This is a genomic window from Shewanella sp. (assembly GCF_048265805.1).
GTDB lineage: Bacteria > Pseudomonadota > Gammaproteobacteria > Enterobacterales > Shewanellaceae > Shewanella.
Genome location: NZ_JBLXAT010000019.1, coordinates 52,306 through 69,278 on the forward strand (window position 1 = coordinate 52,306; position 16,973 = coordinate 69,278).

The following is a 16,973-nucleotide window of genomic DNA, read 5'->3' on the forward strand; positions in this document are numbered from 1 at the left end:
CTCATCGGCTTAATCCCATAAGGCTGGCTGCTTTTCGCTGTCGGTCATTACGCGACGTCTTGAGGGCGTGGTTATCCTGACATGCGTACTGGCTGACTTTGGGTGTTAATCATCACTAATCCCTGCGGCCTTAACAGCCCAATAAACCGCAAATGACCTAACTGGCATTGCGGACATGACCACCAACAGTCCTCCTTAATCAAAGGACTCGCCAATACCACCTGCGGCTTACGTAGTTGCCGCTGGATAAGCGCGAGCTTTTTGCGGCGGCAAGCATTGGCTAAAAAGCCAAAGTGCCTGACTCGCATTAACCCTTTGGGCAACACATGCAATAAGTAACGGCGGATAAACTCATCACAGCTTAGCCGCATTTGCTTATGCTGCTGACCGTCACGATAGTCTTTGTAGCGAAAACTGACATGCTCTGCGGTCACTTCGGCAATTCTTGACTCATGCAGCATGCCTTTACGGGTATAACGCCCAAGGTATTCCACCACGGTTTCGGCGCGGCTTAGACACGCTTTGCTGTAAACACACCACGGTTTTGCCATTAAGGTGTCAGCCGCTGGAATAGCCAGCTGGCGTTGTCGCAGTGCCCGTAATAGCTTGGCCCGATACACGGTGGACAAGGCTTTAACCGGAAACAGATAATCCGTTTTCACGCCATGCCAATCCCCCGCTGACGTCACCACCCCACCTGGGATTAAGCAATGCAAGTGGATATGTTGACTCAAGGTTTGCCCCCACGTGTGCAGTACCATAGTGCAACCCAATTGCCCCTGAAGGTGTTTCCGTTTCATGCCAAACTGCGCAAGCGTCTGCCACACAGACTCAAATAGGGCGCTGTATAACGGCTTGGCAGTATAGTGCGCCAAGATGTTCAACTCGTGGGGTAAGGTAAAGACCAAGTGGAAATAGCGGCAAGGCAAGACTTGCGCCTGCTGCGTAGTAATCCACGCTTGCGTCTGCCTTCCCTGACAACGAGGGCAATGCCGGTCACCACAGGAGCAAAACACCTGCTGCTCATACTGGCAAGTATCACAACGCCAGTGCTGTATGCCTAAGGTTTGCGTGCGACACTGCTGAATATGCTGGCAGACTAAGGCTTGCTGCTCGGTCAGTTTATGCTGCTGTTGGTAGTGGGCTAAGTGCTGATGAAGGATATCGCTTAAATGGTAGGTGGTTGCCATGGCATCCCCCCAAGACTTGCTAGCAAATCACAGCCTTGATGACCTAATTCCGGCGACCAATGCAAGTAGCGCTCGGTAGACTTGATACTGTGATGCCCAAGTTGGGCCTGTAATTGATGAAGGGGCATACCCGCTTGCAATTGATGGGTCGCATAAGCATGCCTTAGGCTGTGTGGACTGCATGGCTTAGTGATACCCGCTAAGCGGGCCGCCTTCGCTAACGCTTTACGAAAGGTCGACTCATGCAGCGGATAAACCACATCATGATAGGTCGAGGCAAACAACCATTCGACGGGATGATACGCTTGCCAATACTGACGCAACAGGGTGAGTAAAGTCGGTGAGAGTATCACCCAGCGGTCGCAGGCTCCCTTGCCTTGACACACTTTGAGTAACTGCCGCTGCCCATCGATATCAGCAACCTTAATATGGGTTAGCTCACTGACACGCAAACCACAACCATAACACAGCGCCAACATAGCGCGTTGTTTCAGGTTTTTACAGTGACACAGCAATGCCGCGATATCTTGGCAGCTAAGCAATTGCGGCAGCTTGTGCGGACGTTTAGGTAAACTCAGCTGAATCGTAAAGTCACGCTTTAGGACATGTTCATAGAAAAAATGAATGCCATTAAGCTGTAACTTTAAGGTGGCCCTGGAATGATGTCGCTCAAGATTCAAATAACGGAAATAAGCCGTAAGCTGCTCATCCGTAATGTTATCGAGCGGTTGGTTTGCATAGTGCTGCAGTTGGGTGATGGCGTACAAATAAGCGTTACGCGTGCGGGCCGAGTAACCACGTAAACTAATCTCGTCATGGAACTGTTGCAGAAGTGATGACATGGTAGACCTCCTAGGTGAGGGATTATCCCTAGGAGTAAGTGTGGAACAGTGGTTCGCTTTAAGCTCCGCGCAGCGGCTTAGTTCAACAGCTTATTCGTGCGCATGCGCGTTTATCTCATTGGACTAGTGAAAACGCGCACAGTTAACTATATGTATGTAATGAACTTATCAGCATTTTACTAAATTCACCATCTGGAAAAACGCGCATGCGCGTTTCCCAAACCTATTATCTAACCCATAGGTTTTATAATTGAATGATTTTAATGGAATTTTCTCATGTTGAAATGTGAAAACGCGCACGAAGTTGGGGTGAAAATCGTCATGATTTCAATATGACTGTATGTCTGTCCAGCTTTTAGACATTTCAGAGAAGGACAAAATAAAATTGAGACACCCACCAATTTTGGCCAGTTCTTCCCTTCACTTTGTCACCGCTACGTACGCAGCGTGTGACTATTTATTGCACATTTTTAACGCTATGCTTAAGCGCTCAGCCCGCTGAGAGTACAACTTCACCATTAACTTGCAGGGAGAACGGAGGTGGGGCAATCCACACAAGATAAACATCGGTGATGTTGGCGCTGAGGTCATCAATGGCGATTCAGCCTGCGATTTGGTAGAAGGTTTATTCAAGGAGTGTGAGCATGATGTCAGCCTTAAAGTCACCAGCATATCCGCTTTTCGCGACACTATCGCATCGGCATGGAGCTATGTTGCGATGTATCGCTGTGCTAAGTTTGGGCGGTGTGATGTTTACGGCTACCGCCGCCGAAAGTCCCGAGGTGCAACCTATCCACAAGGAGTCAACGATGACAACATTAGTGGTTTCTGGCAGTTTTGACGTGAATATTGAACCGCAACAAGACAGTGATGCCCCCGCAGGACGGATGGTCCTGCGTAAGCTGTATCACGGCGCAATGAGTGGCAGTGGTGTAGGGCAGATGCTGAGTAAACGCATTGATAACGGTGCGGCAGCGTATTCTGCAATTGAGGAGTTTGTCGGTAGCGTTGATGATAAACAGGGTTCATTTACCTTAGTGCATAGCGGTTTGATGACTGGTGATGAGCAAACACTGAAGATCTATATTCTGCCAGGCTCCGGTACTGGGGAGTTGAGCAACATCAGTGGTACGATGGATATCATCCAGCAAAACAGCGAACATCAGTATCAGTTGCGCTATGTTTTGGATTAACTAAAAAGAAGTGCTGAAGATTGTCTACCATATTAAAAGCTGAAAATAGCAGGAAAATTTGGGCAGGCATCAATTCCATTACAACATTCCATTACAACGAGTGTGGGCGCACATTGCCGCAGCGTATCAAGCAATGCTGAGCGCGAAACTTTGCGATTAAAAGCGATAGTGTTATCAGGGTTAAATGCAGCAACTTGAAAGACAGTTTTTGCCAAATCAATGCTGATGAGTTTATATTCCATATTGGTCACCTCGAGTCAGATTTAGTACACCCAAATCATGGCACATTGCGATGCCGAGACCGAGGTGACCATCTCAGCACCCACCAATTTTAACTCAGTTAATCCTCTGAACTATCATGCCGCACCAATTCCCCTTCGGCGCAGTGTAGGTGCGTTGGGCAGCCATTGAGCAATCGAGTCAAGGACGACGAGAAGCGATGGTGAGGAATGGATTCCGAATCAGAGCGATTTGCGAAAATGGCAAACCAGAAGCGCCGTAGCGTTTTGCGCCGTGGGGCGGCAGGGGGATTGATAAGGGGGCGAAGCCGTCTAGCCCCCTTATCCTCTGGTGTGGAACTGCTCGTTCCACGACTTTGACAGGCGTTAGCTTGTTACCGCGCAGCGGTATAGAAAAGCCAAGCGCAGCTTGGCACGTAGGCTCAGCTTACGACCACAAAAGGGTGGCAACACCCAACACAAAAAAGATCACCGCACAGGTGCGATGAATCAACTTCATCGGTAACTTACCCGCTCCCATACTGCCGGCGATAACCACGGGTACGTTGGCTAACATCATACCGAGCGTGGTCCCAGCAACTACCCAAGCTAATGCTTGGTACTTGGCGGCAAGCACCACAGTTGCTACTTGGGTTTTATCGCCCATTTCAGCGAGGAAAAACAATATAAAAGTGGCCAAGAACGGGCCATAACGATAGAAACGGTGGTCTTCATCATCGGCTTTATCGGGGATAAGTACCCACAGGGCGATAGCAAAGAAACTCGCAGCGATAATGTAGCGAGCCAATTCTGGTGATAACCAACTCGAGGCCCATTCGCCCACATAAGCAGCTAATAGATGGTTGATAATGGTAGACAGAACCATGCCTAAGATGATCGCGGTTTTGTCTCTAAATCTGACCGCTAACAACAGTGCTAACAGCTGAGTTTTATCACCGATTTCAGCAATTGCAACAGCGAAGGTTGAGGCGAAAAGAGCTTCCAAACGACATTCCTCAGGGGTGATTTAACAACCAGGCATAGCGCATCATCACCCCTAACGAGTGATGCCCTATGCTCAGGTCTTGCCGGGCAAATCTAACGTTTGCTGTATATGCCATGGCGATCGCCAAGTGTGTTGACATATACCCTCAAGCCGAAACTTGAGTCAGCTACTCCCCTAAGAAGTGGCGTCATTATAACGACTGATTTAACAAACTCAACCAAAGGTAAAGATTCAATGCAGTTCAATTGCAGAAACTGCAATTGAACCAAGAGCTGGGCGATAGATGTATTGCTCAGGGTAACTTGAACTGATAATGTCCTAACTGTTCTGACCTATATTTACAGGTTGTTTACCTGTTGTGGTTGGCCATCGGCCGTGAAGCTTGGCGATGACAGCGTTGCTCTGCGCCGAAATAACAAAAATGCGCCCCCCAAACTGCGCAATAACAATTAACAATAACAAAATAAGACAGGACAGCTTCTGTGAACCTAAAAATACTTGGATCTATCGCAATCGTGGCTGGGACGGCCATTGGTGCGGGGATGCTTGCTTTGCCGTTAGCGACAGCGGCACTCGGCTTTTATCCCGCCATCGTGTTAATGCTCGGCTGTTGGGCTATCTCTGCTTATACCTCCCTACTGATGTTAGAAGTGAATTTACGTTCCGGCGTGGGTGACAATTTACATGTGGTCACCGGCAAAGCGCTGGGTAAAACCGGTCAATTGATACAAAGCACCGCGTTTCTTAGTTTGCTGTTTGCGTTAACGGCGGCCTATTTAACCGGTGGTGCCGAGCTGCTGACGCTGAAGTTTAAGTCGTGGTTTGCACTGGAGTTAACGAATACGCCCGCGGTGCTGCTGTTTACCCTGTTCCTCGGTATTTTTGCGGCATTAGGCGTAGGTTGGGTTGATAAACTCTCACGGCTGCTGTTTTCTGCAATGGTGGTGCTATTGGTGATTGTGATTGCCTTTTTGCTGCCAGAGGTAAATTCAGAGGTATTAGCGCACCATGCCGCCACTGAAAGTTATAACAAGGTGTGGTTAGCGGCGATTCCGGTGGTGATTACCTCCTTTGGTTTCCATGTCTGTATTGCGACCTTGGTGCGTTATTTAGATGGTGATGCCCCCACACTGCGCCGAGTGTTATTGATTGGTTCTACCATTCCATTGTTCTGCTACATTTTGTGGCTACTGGTGACCTTAGGTACTGTCGGCAGTGAGTCGATTGCCAGTTTTGATGGCAAACTCGGTGCGATGATCAGTGCATTGCAAGAGATCACTCAGCGGCCAATGATCAGTAAGTTTGTTGGTTTCTTTGCGGATTTGGCGCTGATAACCTCGTTCCTTGGCGTGACCATGAGTCTGTACGATTTTCTCGCTGAGCTGATCCGCGCACGTCAAACGCTGGTTGGCCGCTCGCAAACTTGGTTGCTGACCTTTGTGCCGCCACTGGTGTGTGCCTTGTTTTATCCGGAAGGCTTTATCGCATTGCTCGGTTTTGCCGCGATTCCGCTGGTGGTGATCTCCTTGATTCTGCCCGTTGCCATTGCACTGAAACAGCGGGCGGCAACTACTGATGGCTATCAAGTTATCGGTGGAAAACCGGCATTAATATTAGTGTGTATCTGTGCGGTATTGATCATCGTGTCGCAGATATACGCCGCGGTACAAGGCAGCTAGAGCCCCATTTGTAAGCGAGTTTTTCCGCTTATAGGCTGTGTTAATACCTTGTGATAAAGTCGAGCCTTCGTGCTCGGCTTTTTGCATCTTTCGAGCAGTGACATAGCGCAATGTATTCAGCGTTAGGTGATATTTGTGGAGAATACACGTCACATCACCTGCTTTGCCTAAATCACGCTCTGTCTACTGCAAAAACAACCAGCAAAGATAAACAGCCCCTAGCACCGACAATTTCTTTGCATTGTTCCGTTCGATTTAAGGAAGACAACAGAATGAAAAAATGGTTAATCGCCACAGCGGTAACAGCATGTTTTGCTGCGCAGGCCGATGAGGGCATGTGGCAGCCCCATCAGTTGCCGGCAATGGCGGATGTTCTGAAGGCCAAAGGACTGGAGATTGATGCATCATCAATTTCGAAGCTGACAGAATTTCCAATGAACGCCGTGATCAGCCTTGGTGGTTGTACTGCCTCGTTTGTATCTCCAAAGGGGTTAGTGGTCACTAATCACCACTGTGCTTATGGTTCGGCGCAATACAATTCCACGCCAGAGAACAACATCCTACGTGATGGCTTTTTAGCAAAAACGTTCGAGCAAGAGCTGCCTGCTGCACCGGGCTCGCGAGTGTATGTCACTGAGTCAGTCACCAGCGTGACCGATAAAGTGAACCAAGGTACTGCGAAACTTACAGGCGATGCCTTCTATAAAGCGATTGAAGCGGCAGAGAAAAAGCTGGTGGCTGATTGTGAGCAAGAAGATGGCTATCGCTGCCAAGTGTACAGTTTCCACGGCGGTTTAGAGTATTACTTGGTCAAGCAGCTGGAAATTCGTGATGTACGTTTGGTGTATAACCCAGCGGAAAGCATCGGTAAATACGGTGGTGATATCGATAACTGGATGTGGCCGCGTCACACTGGCGATTTCTCTTTCTATCGTGCTTATGTCAATAAAGCGGGCAAGCCTGCTGATTTTTCCAAAGATAACGTGCCGTATGAGCCAAAAAGCTTTTTGAAAGTGTCTGCCAAAGGCGTTAGCGATGGTGATTTTGTGATGGTGGCGGGCTATCCCGGCAGCACCAACCGTTATCGCACCGCTGATGAAGTTGAGCATCAGTTCGAGTATTACTATCCTGCGGCTAAAGAGCTGCGTGAAAAAGTAATTGCGTTGATTGAACAGAGCTCGCCTGAAGGCAGTGATGCGCGTATCAAATATGAAAGTACGCTGGCAGGGCTCAATAACTACGCTAAAAACTTCACTTCAATGATTGAGTTCTACGGCAAATCTACTATGTTGGCAGATCGTCGTGCCACTGAAGCGGAGCTGACTAAATGGATCAACGCTGATAAAGCTCGCAAGCAACAATATGGCGAAGTATTGGCTGAACTCGATGGCTTGGTGAAGAAGAGCGACGAGCATCAAGCGCGTGACTTGATTTTAGGTTACTTCTATTACACCACTATGCCATCTGTCGCAGAGCGTTTGTATCGTCTGGCGCATGAACAACAAAAGCCAGACATGGAACGTGAGCCCGGTTATCAAGAGCGCGATCTGAACCGCGTCAAAAATATGCTGGAAAGTATCGACCGTCGCTACGATGCCACTGTTGCCAAAGCGATTGCATTTGAGCTACTTAATCGTTATGCCAAGTTGCCAGCGAGCGAGCACTTTGCCGCACTGGATAAATTCTGGGGCATTGAAAACAGCGTGGATGCTGCTAAATTGCACAAGAAGTTAGATGCCGTTTTTGGTAACACTAAGCTTGATGACAAAGCGACTCGTCTGGCGTGGATGAATAAATCGGTGGCCGATTTTAAAGCCTCAAAAGATCCGATGATCCAATACGCAGTTGCAATGTACGACACTAACGAACAACAACGTAATGAAGCGAAGCAACTTGATGGCGATCTGATGAAAGTCAGACCGCAGTATATGGAAGCTATCATCGCTTACAACCGTAGCAAAGGTAAGCCGGTGTACGCCGATGCAAACTCAAGCCTGCGGGTGACTTACGGTAATGTGAAAGGCTATACGCCAAAAGATGGTTTGTACGCTGTGCCATTTACGACCCTAGAAGGTATTACTCAAAAAGATACTGGGGTTGAGCCATTCAATGCACCAAAGGCTGAGCTGCAGCTGATCAAAGACAAACAGTACGGTGACTTCTACGTGAAATCACTCGACTCCGTACCGGTTAACTTCCTGTCGACGTTGGACACCACCGGCGGTAACTCAGGTTCCCCTGCGATGAATGGTCGCGCCGAACTGGTTGGTCTGCTGTTTGATGGCGTGTACGAGAGCATCATTGGTGACTGGAACTACGACGATGACAGCAACCGCTCGATTCAGTTAGACAGTCGCTACATGTTGTGGGTGATGAAGTATGTTGACCATGCCGACAACCTGCTGGATGAAATGGTGATTGTGAAGTAATTCATCAGTGGTTCGTACAACAAAAATCCCAGCCTCGGCTGGGATTTTCTATTGCTGCAAGCAGGTTATTGCGGTAACGGCGTGCTGTCGTCAATCAACGACTTGCTCTGCCAACGACGGCTGCGCCAGCGCCACAACATCGCCAGGCCGCGTACCCATTCATCACAAGCTAAGCCGATCCAAATCCCGACCAAGCCCATACCTGAGTGAATGCCAAAGTAATAAGCCAGCGGCACCGCAATGCCCCACATAGAGCACAGCGCCATCATCAATGGGAAACGCGCGTCACCAGTGGCACGTAGTGCGTTAATCACTACTAAGTTAAAGGTGCGGCCAGGTTCCATGATGATACTGATCAGAAACAGCATCGAAATTTGCTGAATAATGGTTTGGTCATCACTAAAAAAGCTCACCGCTTGGCGGCCGATAAACGAAGCGCACAGCGCCACCACAAAGGTAACACCAATACCCAGCTTGAGCGTTTTAAGTAAGCGCGCATAGGCTGATTCAAACTGACGCCCCCCGATCAGATAGCCAATGATAATCTCATTACCTAAGCCAATCGAGATACCAAACAGCATCATAAACAAACAGATTTGGAAGTAGTAAGAGTGCGTTGCTAGCGAGGTTTCACCTAATAGCCCAACAAAGGCGGTTATCACCATAAACTGCAGCATCCACGACAAGTTTTCTCCCGCAGCGGGTAAGCCAATATGCAGCACTTTGCGGAGTTTATCTTTGCTTGGACGTAGCAGTAATGTAGGCACAAGTTGAATGCCAGCGCGTTTTTGTACTAACCAGACTAGGAACACAATCCCTGTTATGCGGCCGACAACCGTACTGATTGCCACCCCTGCAACGCCAAATTGCGGAATGCCAAACCAGCCATACAGTAGGGTTAAGTTGCTAATAAAGGTGACTAAGTTGACTAGCAAGGTGGCATACATCGCCTGACGAGTATGACCATGAGCCCGTAAGGTGGCCGCCAAACATAAGGCGGCGGCTTCTGGCAGTAGACACAAACCAATAATGGTCAGGTACAACTCGCCATCACCCAGCAGGTGTGCGGGTAAATTCATGGTTTGCAGGATCGGACCTGCGCCACTCAAAATCACAATGGCCGCGAGTAAACCAATCAATAGGTTAAAGCTGATCGCACTGTGGATGACCACCTTGGCATCATCATAGCGCTTGGCCCCAAGATACTGGGTCAATACGACGCTAGAGCCGATACTGACAAAACTGAACACGGTAATGGCCAAGTCAAATACTTGGTTACCAACGGCCAGAGCCGCCACATCGGCAAAGTTGATTTGACCCATCATAAAAGTGTTCATCGCGCCGGTGGCAAAGTGCAGTGCAATGTCGATAAAAAGCGGCCAAGTCAGCGAAAATAGCGAACCTGGTCCCTGTTGGGCTTGGTGTGTCATGTGAAGTCCAGCGTTAGTCTCTATCGGGATCCCGAAATAAAAATCTTTGAAAGGGCACTTGGGGCTGATTGTGGCGCGTTACTACACGGTGCATCGCCTGCCTTGCCTAAATCACACTCTGCTCGCTGCAAAACTATCTGCAAAGGTCAGCAGGCCTTTGGTATGTTTGAGTTGCGGGCGCAGTCAAACTACAGCGTTAAATGCGGCGGCTATTCTACGCCTGTCTCTTGGTTTTTCGCTACCGATAAATATGTTCAAAAGTTGCACAATGGTTAATAGGGATTTTGTGGTGTGAAAACGTTTCTTTTTGGCCAGAGATCTCTGAACAAGCGTTGCTTATTGGTGGCGAAGTGATGGAGTAACTGTTGGCGAATATCGCAGAAATGGCAGAAAAATGTGCTTTTCTTCACGCTTTTTGGTGTTGAATGTTACTATGTGCGGCGTTTTAACTTTGGAACAGTGTGAGCAAACGGAGATATTTATGAAGCCAACGCTACTGGCAATCGCTATGTTAATGGCGGCACCAGCTGCATTTGCGCAGTCGGATTTCGTCGAAGGTGAAGCCACTTTTGGGGCAAACGCTGAACTCGGCGCGACCTTGACCACAGGTAATACCGATACCACATCCATCAAAGGTCGTTTGGATATGAAGCATGAGATCGGTAATTGGGAAAACCAATATCTGCTTGAAGGTCTTTATAAAGAAGATGATGAAGAAGTGACTGCGAAGCGCTATCTAGGCTTGGCACAAGGTAACTATCGCTTAGGTACTCACAGTTATCTGTTTGCTACCGGCAGTTATGAAGTTGACCCATTTACCGGTTATGACTACAAAATCAACTCCGCAGCCGGTTTTGGTTACCGCTTGTACCAAGGTGCTAATAGCTTCTTGGATGGTGAGATCGGTCCTGGTTACCAATATCAACGTTTAGATGATGAGCTGAGCGAAGAGTTAGGTTATGGCAGTGAAGCCAGCTGGGTGGTGCACGGCGTACTGAACTACGAAGCTAAGATCAGTAAAACATCGAAGTTTAAGCAGATGTTTGTGGCTGACTATGGCGACAAATTGGACGCCCGTTCTGAAACATCGATCACCGCCAATATTGTCGGTGCCCTGTCAATGAAGTTTGCTGTCATTGTGCGTTACAACAGTGATCCACTTGATGACATTAAAAGCACCGATACTGAAACAAATATGACCTTGTTGTATTCTTTCTAATCTGCTGAATTATTGTCCAAAAATCGCAAATTTGTGATCACTCCAGTAGGCACTTTCGAGTGCCTTTGTGATCTTGTTCGCACCATTTGAATCCCACTCTAAAAAAAGTTGTTTCCTCCCTGCATCAGGTTTATCTGTTTTCTCGAAGTGGCCAAATTTGGCGATTGGTCAACATTTCTGACCAATCGACTGTGCTAGCTTAATAAGTATATTCTTATAAAAAAGAGAACAATCAAAATGAAGTTGAAGCGTATGAACCGTGGGCTGGGCGTCCTCGGGGGGAGTTTGCTAGGATTGATTTCTCCAGCAGTGTTTGCCGCCGAAGAGGCAGGTGAACGCTTGGCGCTTACCCATACTTGGGTAGGTTATTTGGGAGTAGTGATCTTTGTCATCGCCTATGGTTTGGTGATGTCTGAGGAAAAACTGCACCTGCGTAAATCTAAGCCGATGCTGATTGCAGCTGGCATCATTTGGGGGCTACTCGGTTACATTTACACCCAGCATGGCATGTCGGAAGTGGCTGAAGCCGCCTTTGAAGCCGATTTGCTGGAATATGCCGAGTTATTCTTGTTCCTATTAGCGGCGATGACCTACATCAACGCGATGGAGGAACGTAAGCTGTTTGATGCACTGCGTGCGTGGATGGTGAACAAAGGCTTCACTTTGCGGCAGGTATTTTGGATCACTGGCTTTCTAGCGTTCTTTATTTCACCTATTGCCGATAACCTAACCACGGCATTGCTGATGTGCGCCGTGGTGATGAAGATGGGCGGCGATAATAAGAAATTTATTACCGTGGCTTGTATCAACATTGTTGTTGGCGCCAACGCTGGTGGGGCGTTCAGCCCGTTTGGCGATATCACTACACTGATGGTGTGGCAAAAAGGTATGGTGCAATTTGCCCAGTTCTTTGACCTGTTTGTGCCCTCGCTGGTGAATTTCGTCGTGCCTGCGGCCATTATGAGCTTCTTCATCGTTAACGACACTGAAGCTCATGCTAAGGGCGAAGTGGTGCACATGAAGCCTGGGGCTTTGGGCTTAGTGGTGCTGTTCCTCGTCACCGTATCTATGGCAGTTTGTGCTCATTCTTTACTGGGCTTACCTCCAGTACTAGGGATGATGACTGGCCTTGGTTTACTGCAACTGTACGGCTATTTCCTGCGCATGAGCTTTGATAAGAACATCGATAAATTGCGTGAAAAAGCCTCTAAAGCCAACGATGAAAAAGCCCTGCGTGCTTGCGATCAGTTTGTGCCATTTGATGTATTCAGCCGCATTGCCATGGCAGAGTGGGACACCTTGTTGTTCTTCTACGGTGTGGTGTTATGCGTGGGTGGTTTAGGGTTGATGGGCTACTTGGCCATGGTATCTGAAGCTCTATATGGTCACTGGGACCCAACCTACGCTAACGTGGCTATCGGTGTACTGTCATCCATTGTGGACAACATTCCTGTGATGTTTGCGGTGTTGACTATGAGCCCTGATATGTCGGTTGGTCAGTGGTTGCTGGTTACCATGACTGCGGGTGTCGGTGGTAGCTTGTTGTCTATTGGTAGTGCGGCTGGCGTCGCGCTGATGGGCCAAGCGCGTGGTATCTACACCTTCGGGGCACATCTTAAATGGACACCGGTTGTCGCTATCGGTTATATCGTCAGTATCATCGTGCATTATTACTTCAACCATCATCTGTTTTAACTGAGCAACGTGGTTGGTTTGGTCAGCCGGTAACCTCGATTACCGGCTTAATGTGATTAAAATTCATCACTGTCAGCGATGTCATTAATGGCGTACAAGATAGCCATCAGTGGTAATTCCTTTTAGAATATCGCCTAGCGTTACGCGCATTTGTCGTATTCATCTGTCTTTTCAGACAATGAGTCACGGTGAAACTCGTGAGCAACAAGCACTTCTTCAGTAAGCCCAGCGCTTGCTACGGCAGTTTTTCCCATCTGCATGCTTTGGTGCATCTTGATTTGATGCCATGGTGACGCTTTTTGCACGATGTGCTGCGCTGCTCATAACTCTTACCAGCGTTCAGTGTGATGCTACGGCATACATTGACGGGTCACTTAGTAGTCGGATCCTGTGACATGCAGCTATTTATACATCTGAAATGGTTCTTTCGACGTTACTGGCACACCTACGCCTTAGCGATGCTGATGCTTTTCTGCGTCGGCTTGATCAATATGGCGATCCCAAAGCTGATAGGCCAGGCCATTGATCAGTTGTTAGCCACCAAACAGCAATCTGCCACTGAACTTTATCTAGTTGGTATGGCGGTGGGCGGTTTGTTGGTTTACATGCTGCGCTACGGTTGGCGCCGCATGTTGTTTGGCACCTCTTATAGGCTGGGTAACTATTTGCGGCAGCACTTTTATGTGCGGCTCACCAAGCAAGGGCAGGCGTTTTATAACGCGCATTCCACTGGCGATTTGATGGCGCGTGCCACCAATGATATCGACGCCGTTGAAGTGGCCGCTGGGGAAGGCATTCTGTCAGGATTTGATGGCATTTTGACCTTTATTTTGGTGCTGATCATGATGTTTGTCTTTATTGATTGGCGCTTGGCGGCCTTTGCGGTGCTGCCATTTCCCTTTATGGCGGTGGCTTTCTATCGTCTGTCAAAGCGTATCCATACGCAGTTTAAAGATACACTCGACCGTTTTTCTGAGCTGAACGACCAAACGCAGCAGGCGATGGCTGGCATCCGCATGATCAAATCCATGGGACGCGAAAGCATTGAAACGCAGCAGTTTGATGCCATTGCTGCGCGGGCGGCAGACAGCACTTACAAGGTACAACGTTCTGAAGCACTCTTCGGGCCGATTATTCAGCTCAGTCTTGGTGCCGCTATGCTCATTGTGTTGCTGGCGGGGGGCTGGCAGATCCAAACGGGCAATCTCACCGTCGGGCAGCTCACCAGTTTTACCTTGTATCTGTCGGAGCTGATTTGGCCGATGTTTGCCTTCGGTTGGCTGATGAACATTATCCAACGGGGTAATGCGGCCATTGAACGGTTAGATGGGCTGCTGTATCTGCCTGATACCATCAGTGATAACGGTGCGCAGCAGCCTCACGGTTATCAACTGGCAGTCAATCAGCTGACGTTTGCTTACCCAGAGAGTGAGCAGCCAAGCTTGCAGCAGGTGAGTTTCACCCTGCCAGAGCGGCATACTGTGGGCATTGCTGGGGCAACAGGCAGTGGTAAATCCACGCTTATTCAGTTATTGATGCGTTACTGGGAATCCCCCGCAAGCAGCATCCTGTTAGGTGGTGTGCCAATTCAGCAACTGCCGCTGGCGAGTTTACGCGGTAGCTATGCCTATGTGCCGCAAGATTCTTTTTTGTTTAGCAGCAGCATTCTGGAAAACATCCGCATGGGGCGCAGTGATGCAACCGATGAAGAGGTGTACGAGGCGGCGACATTGGCAGCCATTCACCACGATATTGAGCAATTTCCAGAGGGGTACCACACCTTAGTGGGTGAACGTGGCGTAACGTTATCCGGCGGCCAACGGCAACGGGTATCCATTGCCCGAGCGTTGATCAGTCGCGCACCAATTTTGATTTTGGATGATGCGCTATCGGCGGTCGATGTAGAAACCGAGCAACAGATTATCGGCCACCTGCGGCAGCGACAGCAGAGTGTCATGGTCATCAGCCATCGCTTGTCTGCTTTAGAGCAAGCGGATGAGATCCTCGTGCTGTCCCATGGCGCGGTGGTTGAACGCGGTAGCCATCAGCAGTTAAGTCAAAGTGATGGTTGGTATGGTCGTATGGCGGCTTATCAACAGATGGAGCAAGCGATGGAGAGTAGTTATGCCTCGTGACGCTAAAGCAACAACAGCCAACGGTGACGATGGCGGCGCTTTGCGCTTGCTGATGAGTTATGTGTTTGCTGACAAAGTACGTTTTGCCAAAACCTTATTATTGGTGGTGGTGGCTACCGTGTTTGATGTGATGGGGCCAATGCTCAGTAAAGTGTTTATTGATGACTTCATTGTGCCGGGGCATTACCCACTATGGCCGATTGTGGGTGTGGTGGCACTGTTCATCTTTGCCGTTGTGGCTGGCACGTTACTCAAATACCAGCAAACCATGCGCTTTTTGGATATGGCGCTAACAGCGGTATTGGATATTCGGCAGCGGGTGTTTAAGCATGTGCTGAGCCTGCCGATGGCATTTTTCGATTATGCTCGCACTGGGCAGTTGGTCAGCCGCATTACCAACGATACCGAATCGATTAAAGACATCTATGTGCAGTTTCTCTCCAACGTCGTATCCAACGTCATTTTGCTCATTGGTATTTTGGTGGCGATGGCGATTTTGGATTGGCACCTGATGCTCATTGCCTTGGCATTGTTGCCAACGGTGATCGGGCTGATCTATCTGTATCAACGCTTCAGCGTGAAAGTGGTTAGTGACAGTCGTCAGTTCCGCTCCGATATTAACGCCACGGTGAGTGAGTCGATCAGCGGCATGGCGGTCATTCAAGCGACTAACCAACAGCACGCTAAGCTGGCACAGTTTGATGGCATCAATAACCGTTATTACAGCACCCGCCTCAAAGCCGTCACCGTCGGTTCTTTGCTACTACGGCCAGCAATTAACTTTCTGAGCATTTTGGTGCTGGCCTGCATTGTGTGGTTTTTTGGCCTCAAAGTGGTGCAAGGTGTTGCCGAAATCGGCGTGTTGTATGCGTATCTCAACTATTTAGGCCGTTTCACCGAACCGCTGGTGGAGATCACTCAGCGTTTTAGTTTGTATCAACAAGCTATTGTGGCAGGTAATCGTGTTTACGAGTTGCTGCAAGAGCCCGCGGCTGCCGAGGCGCCTAGCGATAGCGCGCAGATTACTCGCGGCCAGTTGTCGATTAAGCAACTGCAATTTGCCTATCAAGCCAATAAACCGGTGTTGCAAGATATCAATGTCGAGATTGAAGCGGGGCAGTTTTACGCCATTGTCGGCCATACCGGTAGTGGCAAAAGCACGTTGCTAAGTTTGCTGCTGAACTTCTACCAGCCGCAAGTGGGCGAAATCTGTATCGATGGGCAGCCATTGCAGCAGTACAGCCACGACAGTTTGCGACAAGGTGTCGGTTTGATCCCGCAAGAGCCGTTTATTCTCGCCAGTACCATATTCGACAATATCGATATGGGGCGCGGCCTGAGTCAAAGTGCGGTGGAACGTGCCGCGAAGCAGGCTCACTTACATCAAGTCATTACCGCGATGCGCGACGGCTACCAGACGGAGCTAGGTGAGGGCGGATTGCGCTTATCGACAGGGCAGCGTCAGCAGTTGATCATTGCGCGGGCGTTGGCAGGTTCTCCTAAGGTGTTGTTGCTCGATGAAGCGACGGCAAACGTAGATAGTGAAACTGAACAGGTGGTGCAGCAGGCGTTGAGTCATCTGCATCGGCAAGTCACCATGATTGTAGTAGCGCATCGGTTATCGACGATCCGTCACGCCGATCGCATTTTGGTGCTCGATCATGGGCAATTGTTGGAACAAGGTAGTCATGAGCAACTCATGGCACTGCCACATGGCCGCTACCGTGCCATGTATGAGCTGCAACAGCAGGCACAAAAGGTGGCACAGGCTGAGGCGTAATGATGGTTTGATAAATCAAGCAAGGCAACTTAGCGCGATCATTTTACGCTGAGTTGCCGCTGGTGGTGCTGCCAGTGTTGTGGTGCTGTGATTGCGCGCTGTTACTACATTAGCTATAAGCTAGACTCTCTAGTTATATGCTTTTAAAGGTTTTTTG

12 protein-coding genes, 1 pseudogene and 1 riboswitch are annotated in these 16,973 nt (G+C 49.0%); of the genes and pseudogenes, 7 read left to right on the plus strand and 6 right to left on the minus strand.

The features are described from left to right. Positions 1–71 precede the first annotated feature (71 nt). Together ACN0TT_RS13710 and ACN0TT_RS13715 are read right to left on the minus strand one after the other, a co-directional pair. The gene (locus ACN0TT_RS13710; RefSeq protein WP_417762713.1) at positions 72–1,190 is read right to left on the minus strand and encodes an IS91 family transposase; all 1,119 of its coding nucleotides are present in this window, start codon (positions 1,188–1,190) and stop codon (positions 72–74) included. Further along, positions 1,169–2,032 (minus strand): tyrosine-type recombinase/integrase, encoded by an 864-nt coding sequence (locus ACN0TT_RS13715; protein WP_417762714.1) that lies wholly within the window; start codon positions 2,030–2,032, stop codon positions 1,169–1,171. Before ACN0TT_RS13715 ends, ACN0TT_RS13710 begins: the two co-directional genes overlap by 22 nt. A gap of 809 nt (positions 2,033–2,841) precedes the next feature. Between ACN0TT_RS13715 and ACN0TT_RS13720 the strand changes: the two genes are divergently transcribed. Next, positions 2,842–3,225 (plus strand): DUF3224 domain-containing protein, encoded by a 384-nt coding sequence (locus tag ACN0TT_RS13720; protein WP_417762715.1) that lies wholly within the window; start codon positions 2,842–2,844, stop codon positions 3,223–3,225. 80 nt (positions 3,226–3,305) lie between these two features. Here the strand turns inward: ACN0TT_RS13720 and ACN0TT_RS13725 are convergent. Together ACN0TT_RS13725 and ACN0TT_RS13730 are read right to left on the minus strand one after the other, a co-directional pair. Beyond that, positions 3,306–3,467 (minus strand): annotated as a pseudogene (locus tag ACN0TT_RS13725) (IS110 family transposase); the annotation flags it as partial. Between the two features lie 424 nt (positions 3,468–3,891). Beyond that, the gene (locus ACN0TT_RS13730) at positions 3,892–4,449 is read right to left on the minus strand and encodes a TMEM165/GDT1 family protein (RefSeq protein WP_417762716.1); all 558 of its coding nucleotides are present in this window, start codon (positions 4,447–4,449) and stop codon (positions 3,892–3,894) included. Between the two features lie 85 nt (positions 4,450–4,534). Then, positions 4,535–4,636, minus strand: a riboswitch (yybP-ykoY riboswitch). A gap of 295 nt (positions 4,637–4,931) precedes the next feature. On the opposite strand from ACN0TT_RS13730, the gene ACN0TT_RS13735 reads away from it, so the two are divergent. Together ACN0TT_RS13735 and ACN0TT_RS13740 are read left to right on the plus strand one after the other, a co-directional pair. Beyond that, on the plus strand, positions 4,932–6,128 hold the full coding sequence (locus tag ACN0TT_RS13735; RefSeq protein WP_417762717.1) for an amino acid permease: 1,197 nt from the start codon (positions 4,932–4,934) through the stop codon (positions 6,126–6,128). Between the two features lie 272 nt (positions 6,129–6,400). Further along, positions 6,401–8,557: a S46 family peptidase gene (locus ACN0TT_RS13740; RefSeq protein ID WP_417762718.1), complete on the plus strand. Its 2,157-nt coding sequence runs from the start codon at positions 6,401–6,403 to the stop codon at positions 8,555–8,557. Positions 8,558–8,622: 65 nt separating this feature from the next. Here ACN0TT_RS13740 and ACN0TT_RS13745 read toward each other — a convergent pair whose 3' ends face one another. After that, on the minus strand, positions 8,623–9,987 hold the full coding sequence (locus ACN0TT_RS13745; RefSeq protein ID WP_417762719.1) for an MATE family efflux transporter: 1,365 nt from the start codon (positions 9,985–9,987) through the stop codon (positions 8,623–8,625). A gap of 481 nt (positions 9,988–10,468) precedes the next feature. On the opposite strand from ACN0TT_RS13745, the gene ACN0TT_RS13750 reads away from it, so the two are divergent. Both ACN0TT_RS13750 and nhaD read left to right on the plus strand, forming a co-directional pair. Next, positions 10,469–11,206: a DUF481 domain-containing protein gene (locus ACN0TT_RS13750; protein ID WP_417762720.1), complete on the plus strand. Its 738-nt coding sequence runs from the start codon at positions 10,469–10,471 to the stop codon at positions 11,204–11,206. A 237-nt stretch (positions 11,207–11,443) separates the two neighbouring features. Next, on the plus strand, positions 11,444–12,901 hold the full coding sequence (gene nhaD, locus ACN0TT_RS13755; protein ID WP_417762721.1) for a sodium:proton antiporter NhaD: 1,458 nt from the start codon (positions 11,444–11,446) through the stop codon (positions 12,899–12,901). A 140-nt stretch (positions 12,902–13,041) separates the two neighbouring features. Here the strand turns inward: nhaD and ACN0TT_RS13760 are convergent, their stop codons facing one another. Continuing rightward, on the minus strand, positions 13,042–13,206 hold the full coding sequence (locus ACN0TT_RS13760; protein ID WP_417762722.1) for a hypothetical protein: 165 nt from the start codon (positions 13,204–13,206) through the stop codon (positions 13,042–13,044). A gap of 90 nt (positions 13,207–13,296) precedes the next feature. Between ACN0TT_RS13760 and ACN0TT_RS13765 the strand changes: the two genes are divergently transcribed. Both ACN0TT_RS13765 and ACN0TT_RS13770 read left to right on the plus strand, forming a co-directional pair. Further along, the gene (locus ACN0TT_RS13765) at positions 13,297–15,036 is read left to right on the plus strand and encodes an ABC transporter ATP-binding protein (RefSeq protein ID WP_417762723.1); all 1,740 of its coding nucleotides are present in this window, start codon (positions 13,297–13,299) and stop codon (positions 15,034–15,036) included. Next, a complete protein-coding gene (locus tag ACN0TT_RS13770) occupies positions 15,026–16,816 on the plus strand; it encodes an ABC transporter ATP-binding protein (protein ID WP_417762724.1) in 1,791 nt (596 codons plus the stop codon). The genes ACN0TT_RS13765 and ACN0TT_RS13770 overlap by 11 nt, the downstream gene beginning before the upstream one ends. The last annotated feature ends 157 nt before the right edge of the window (positions 16,817–16,973 follow it).

Coding starts and splice junctions, on each gene's coding strand:
- ACN0TT_RS13720 (WP_417762715.1), top strand. CDS start 2,842: ATGACAACATTAGTGGTTTCTGGCAGTTTTGACGTGAATATTGAACCG.
- ACN0TT_RS13750 (WP_417762720.1), top strand. CDS start 10,469: ATGAAGCCAACGCTACTGGCAATCGCTATGTTAATGGCGGCACCAGCT.
- ACN0TT_RS13710 (WP_417762713.1), bottom strand. CDS start 1,190: ATGGCAACCACCTACCATTTAAGCGATATCCTTCATCAGCACTTAGCC.
- ACN0TT_RS13745 (WP_417762719.1), bottom strand. CDS start 9,987: ATGACACACCAAGCCCAACAGGGACCAGGTTCGCTATTTTCGCTGACT.
- ACN0TT_RS13770 (WP_417762724.1), top strand. CDS start 15,026: ATGCCTCGTGACGCTAAAGCAACAACAGCCAACGGTGACGATGGCGGC.
- nhaD (WP_417762721.1), top strand. CDS start 11,444: ATGAAGTTGAAGCGTATGAACCGTGGGCTGGGCGTCCTCGGGGGGAGT.
- ACN0TT_RS13715 (WP_417762714.1), bottom strand. CDS start 2,032: ATGTCATCACTTCTGCAACAGTTCCATGACGAGATTAGTTTACGTGGT.
- ACN0TT_RS13765 (WP_417762723.1), top strand. CDS start 13,297: ATGCAGCTATTTATACATCTGAAATGGTTCTTTCGACGTTACTGGCAC.
- ACN0TT_RS13740 (WP_417762718.1), top strand. CDS start 6,401: ATGAAAAAATGGTTAATCGCCACAGCGGTAACAGCATGTTTTGCTGCG.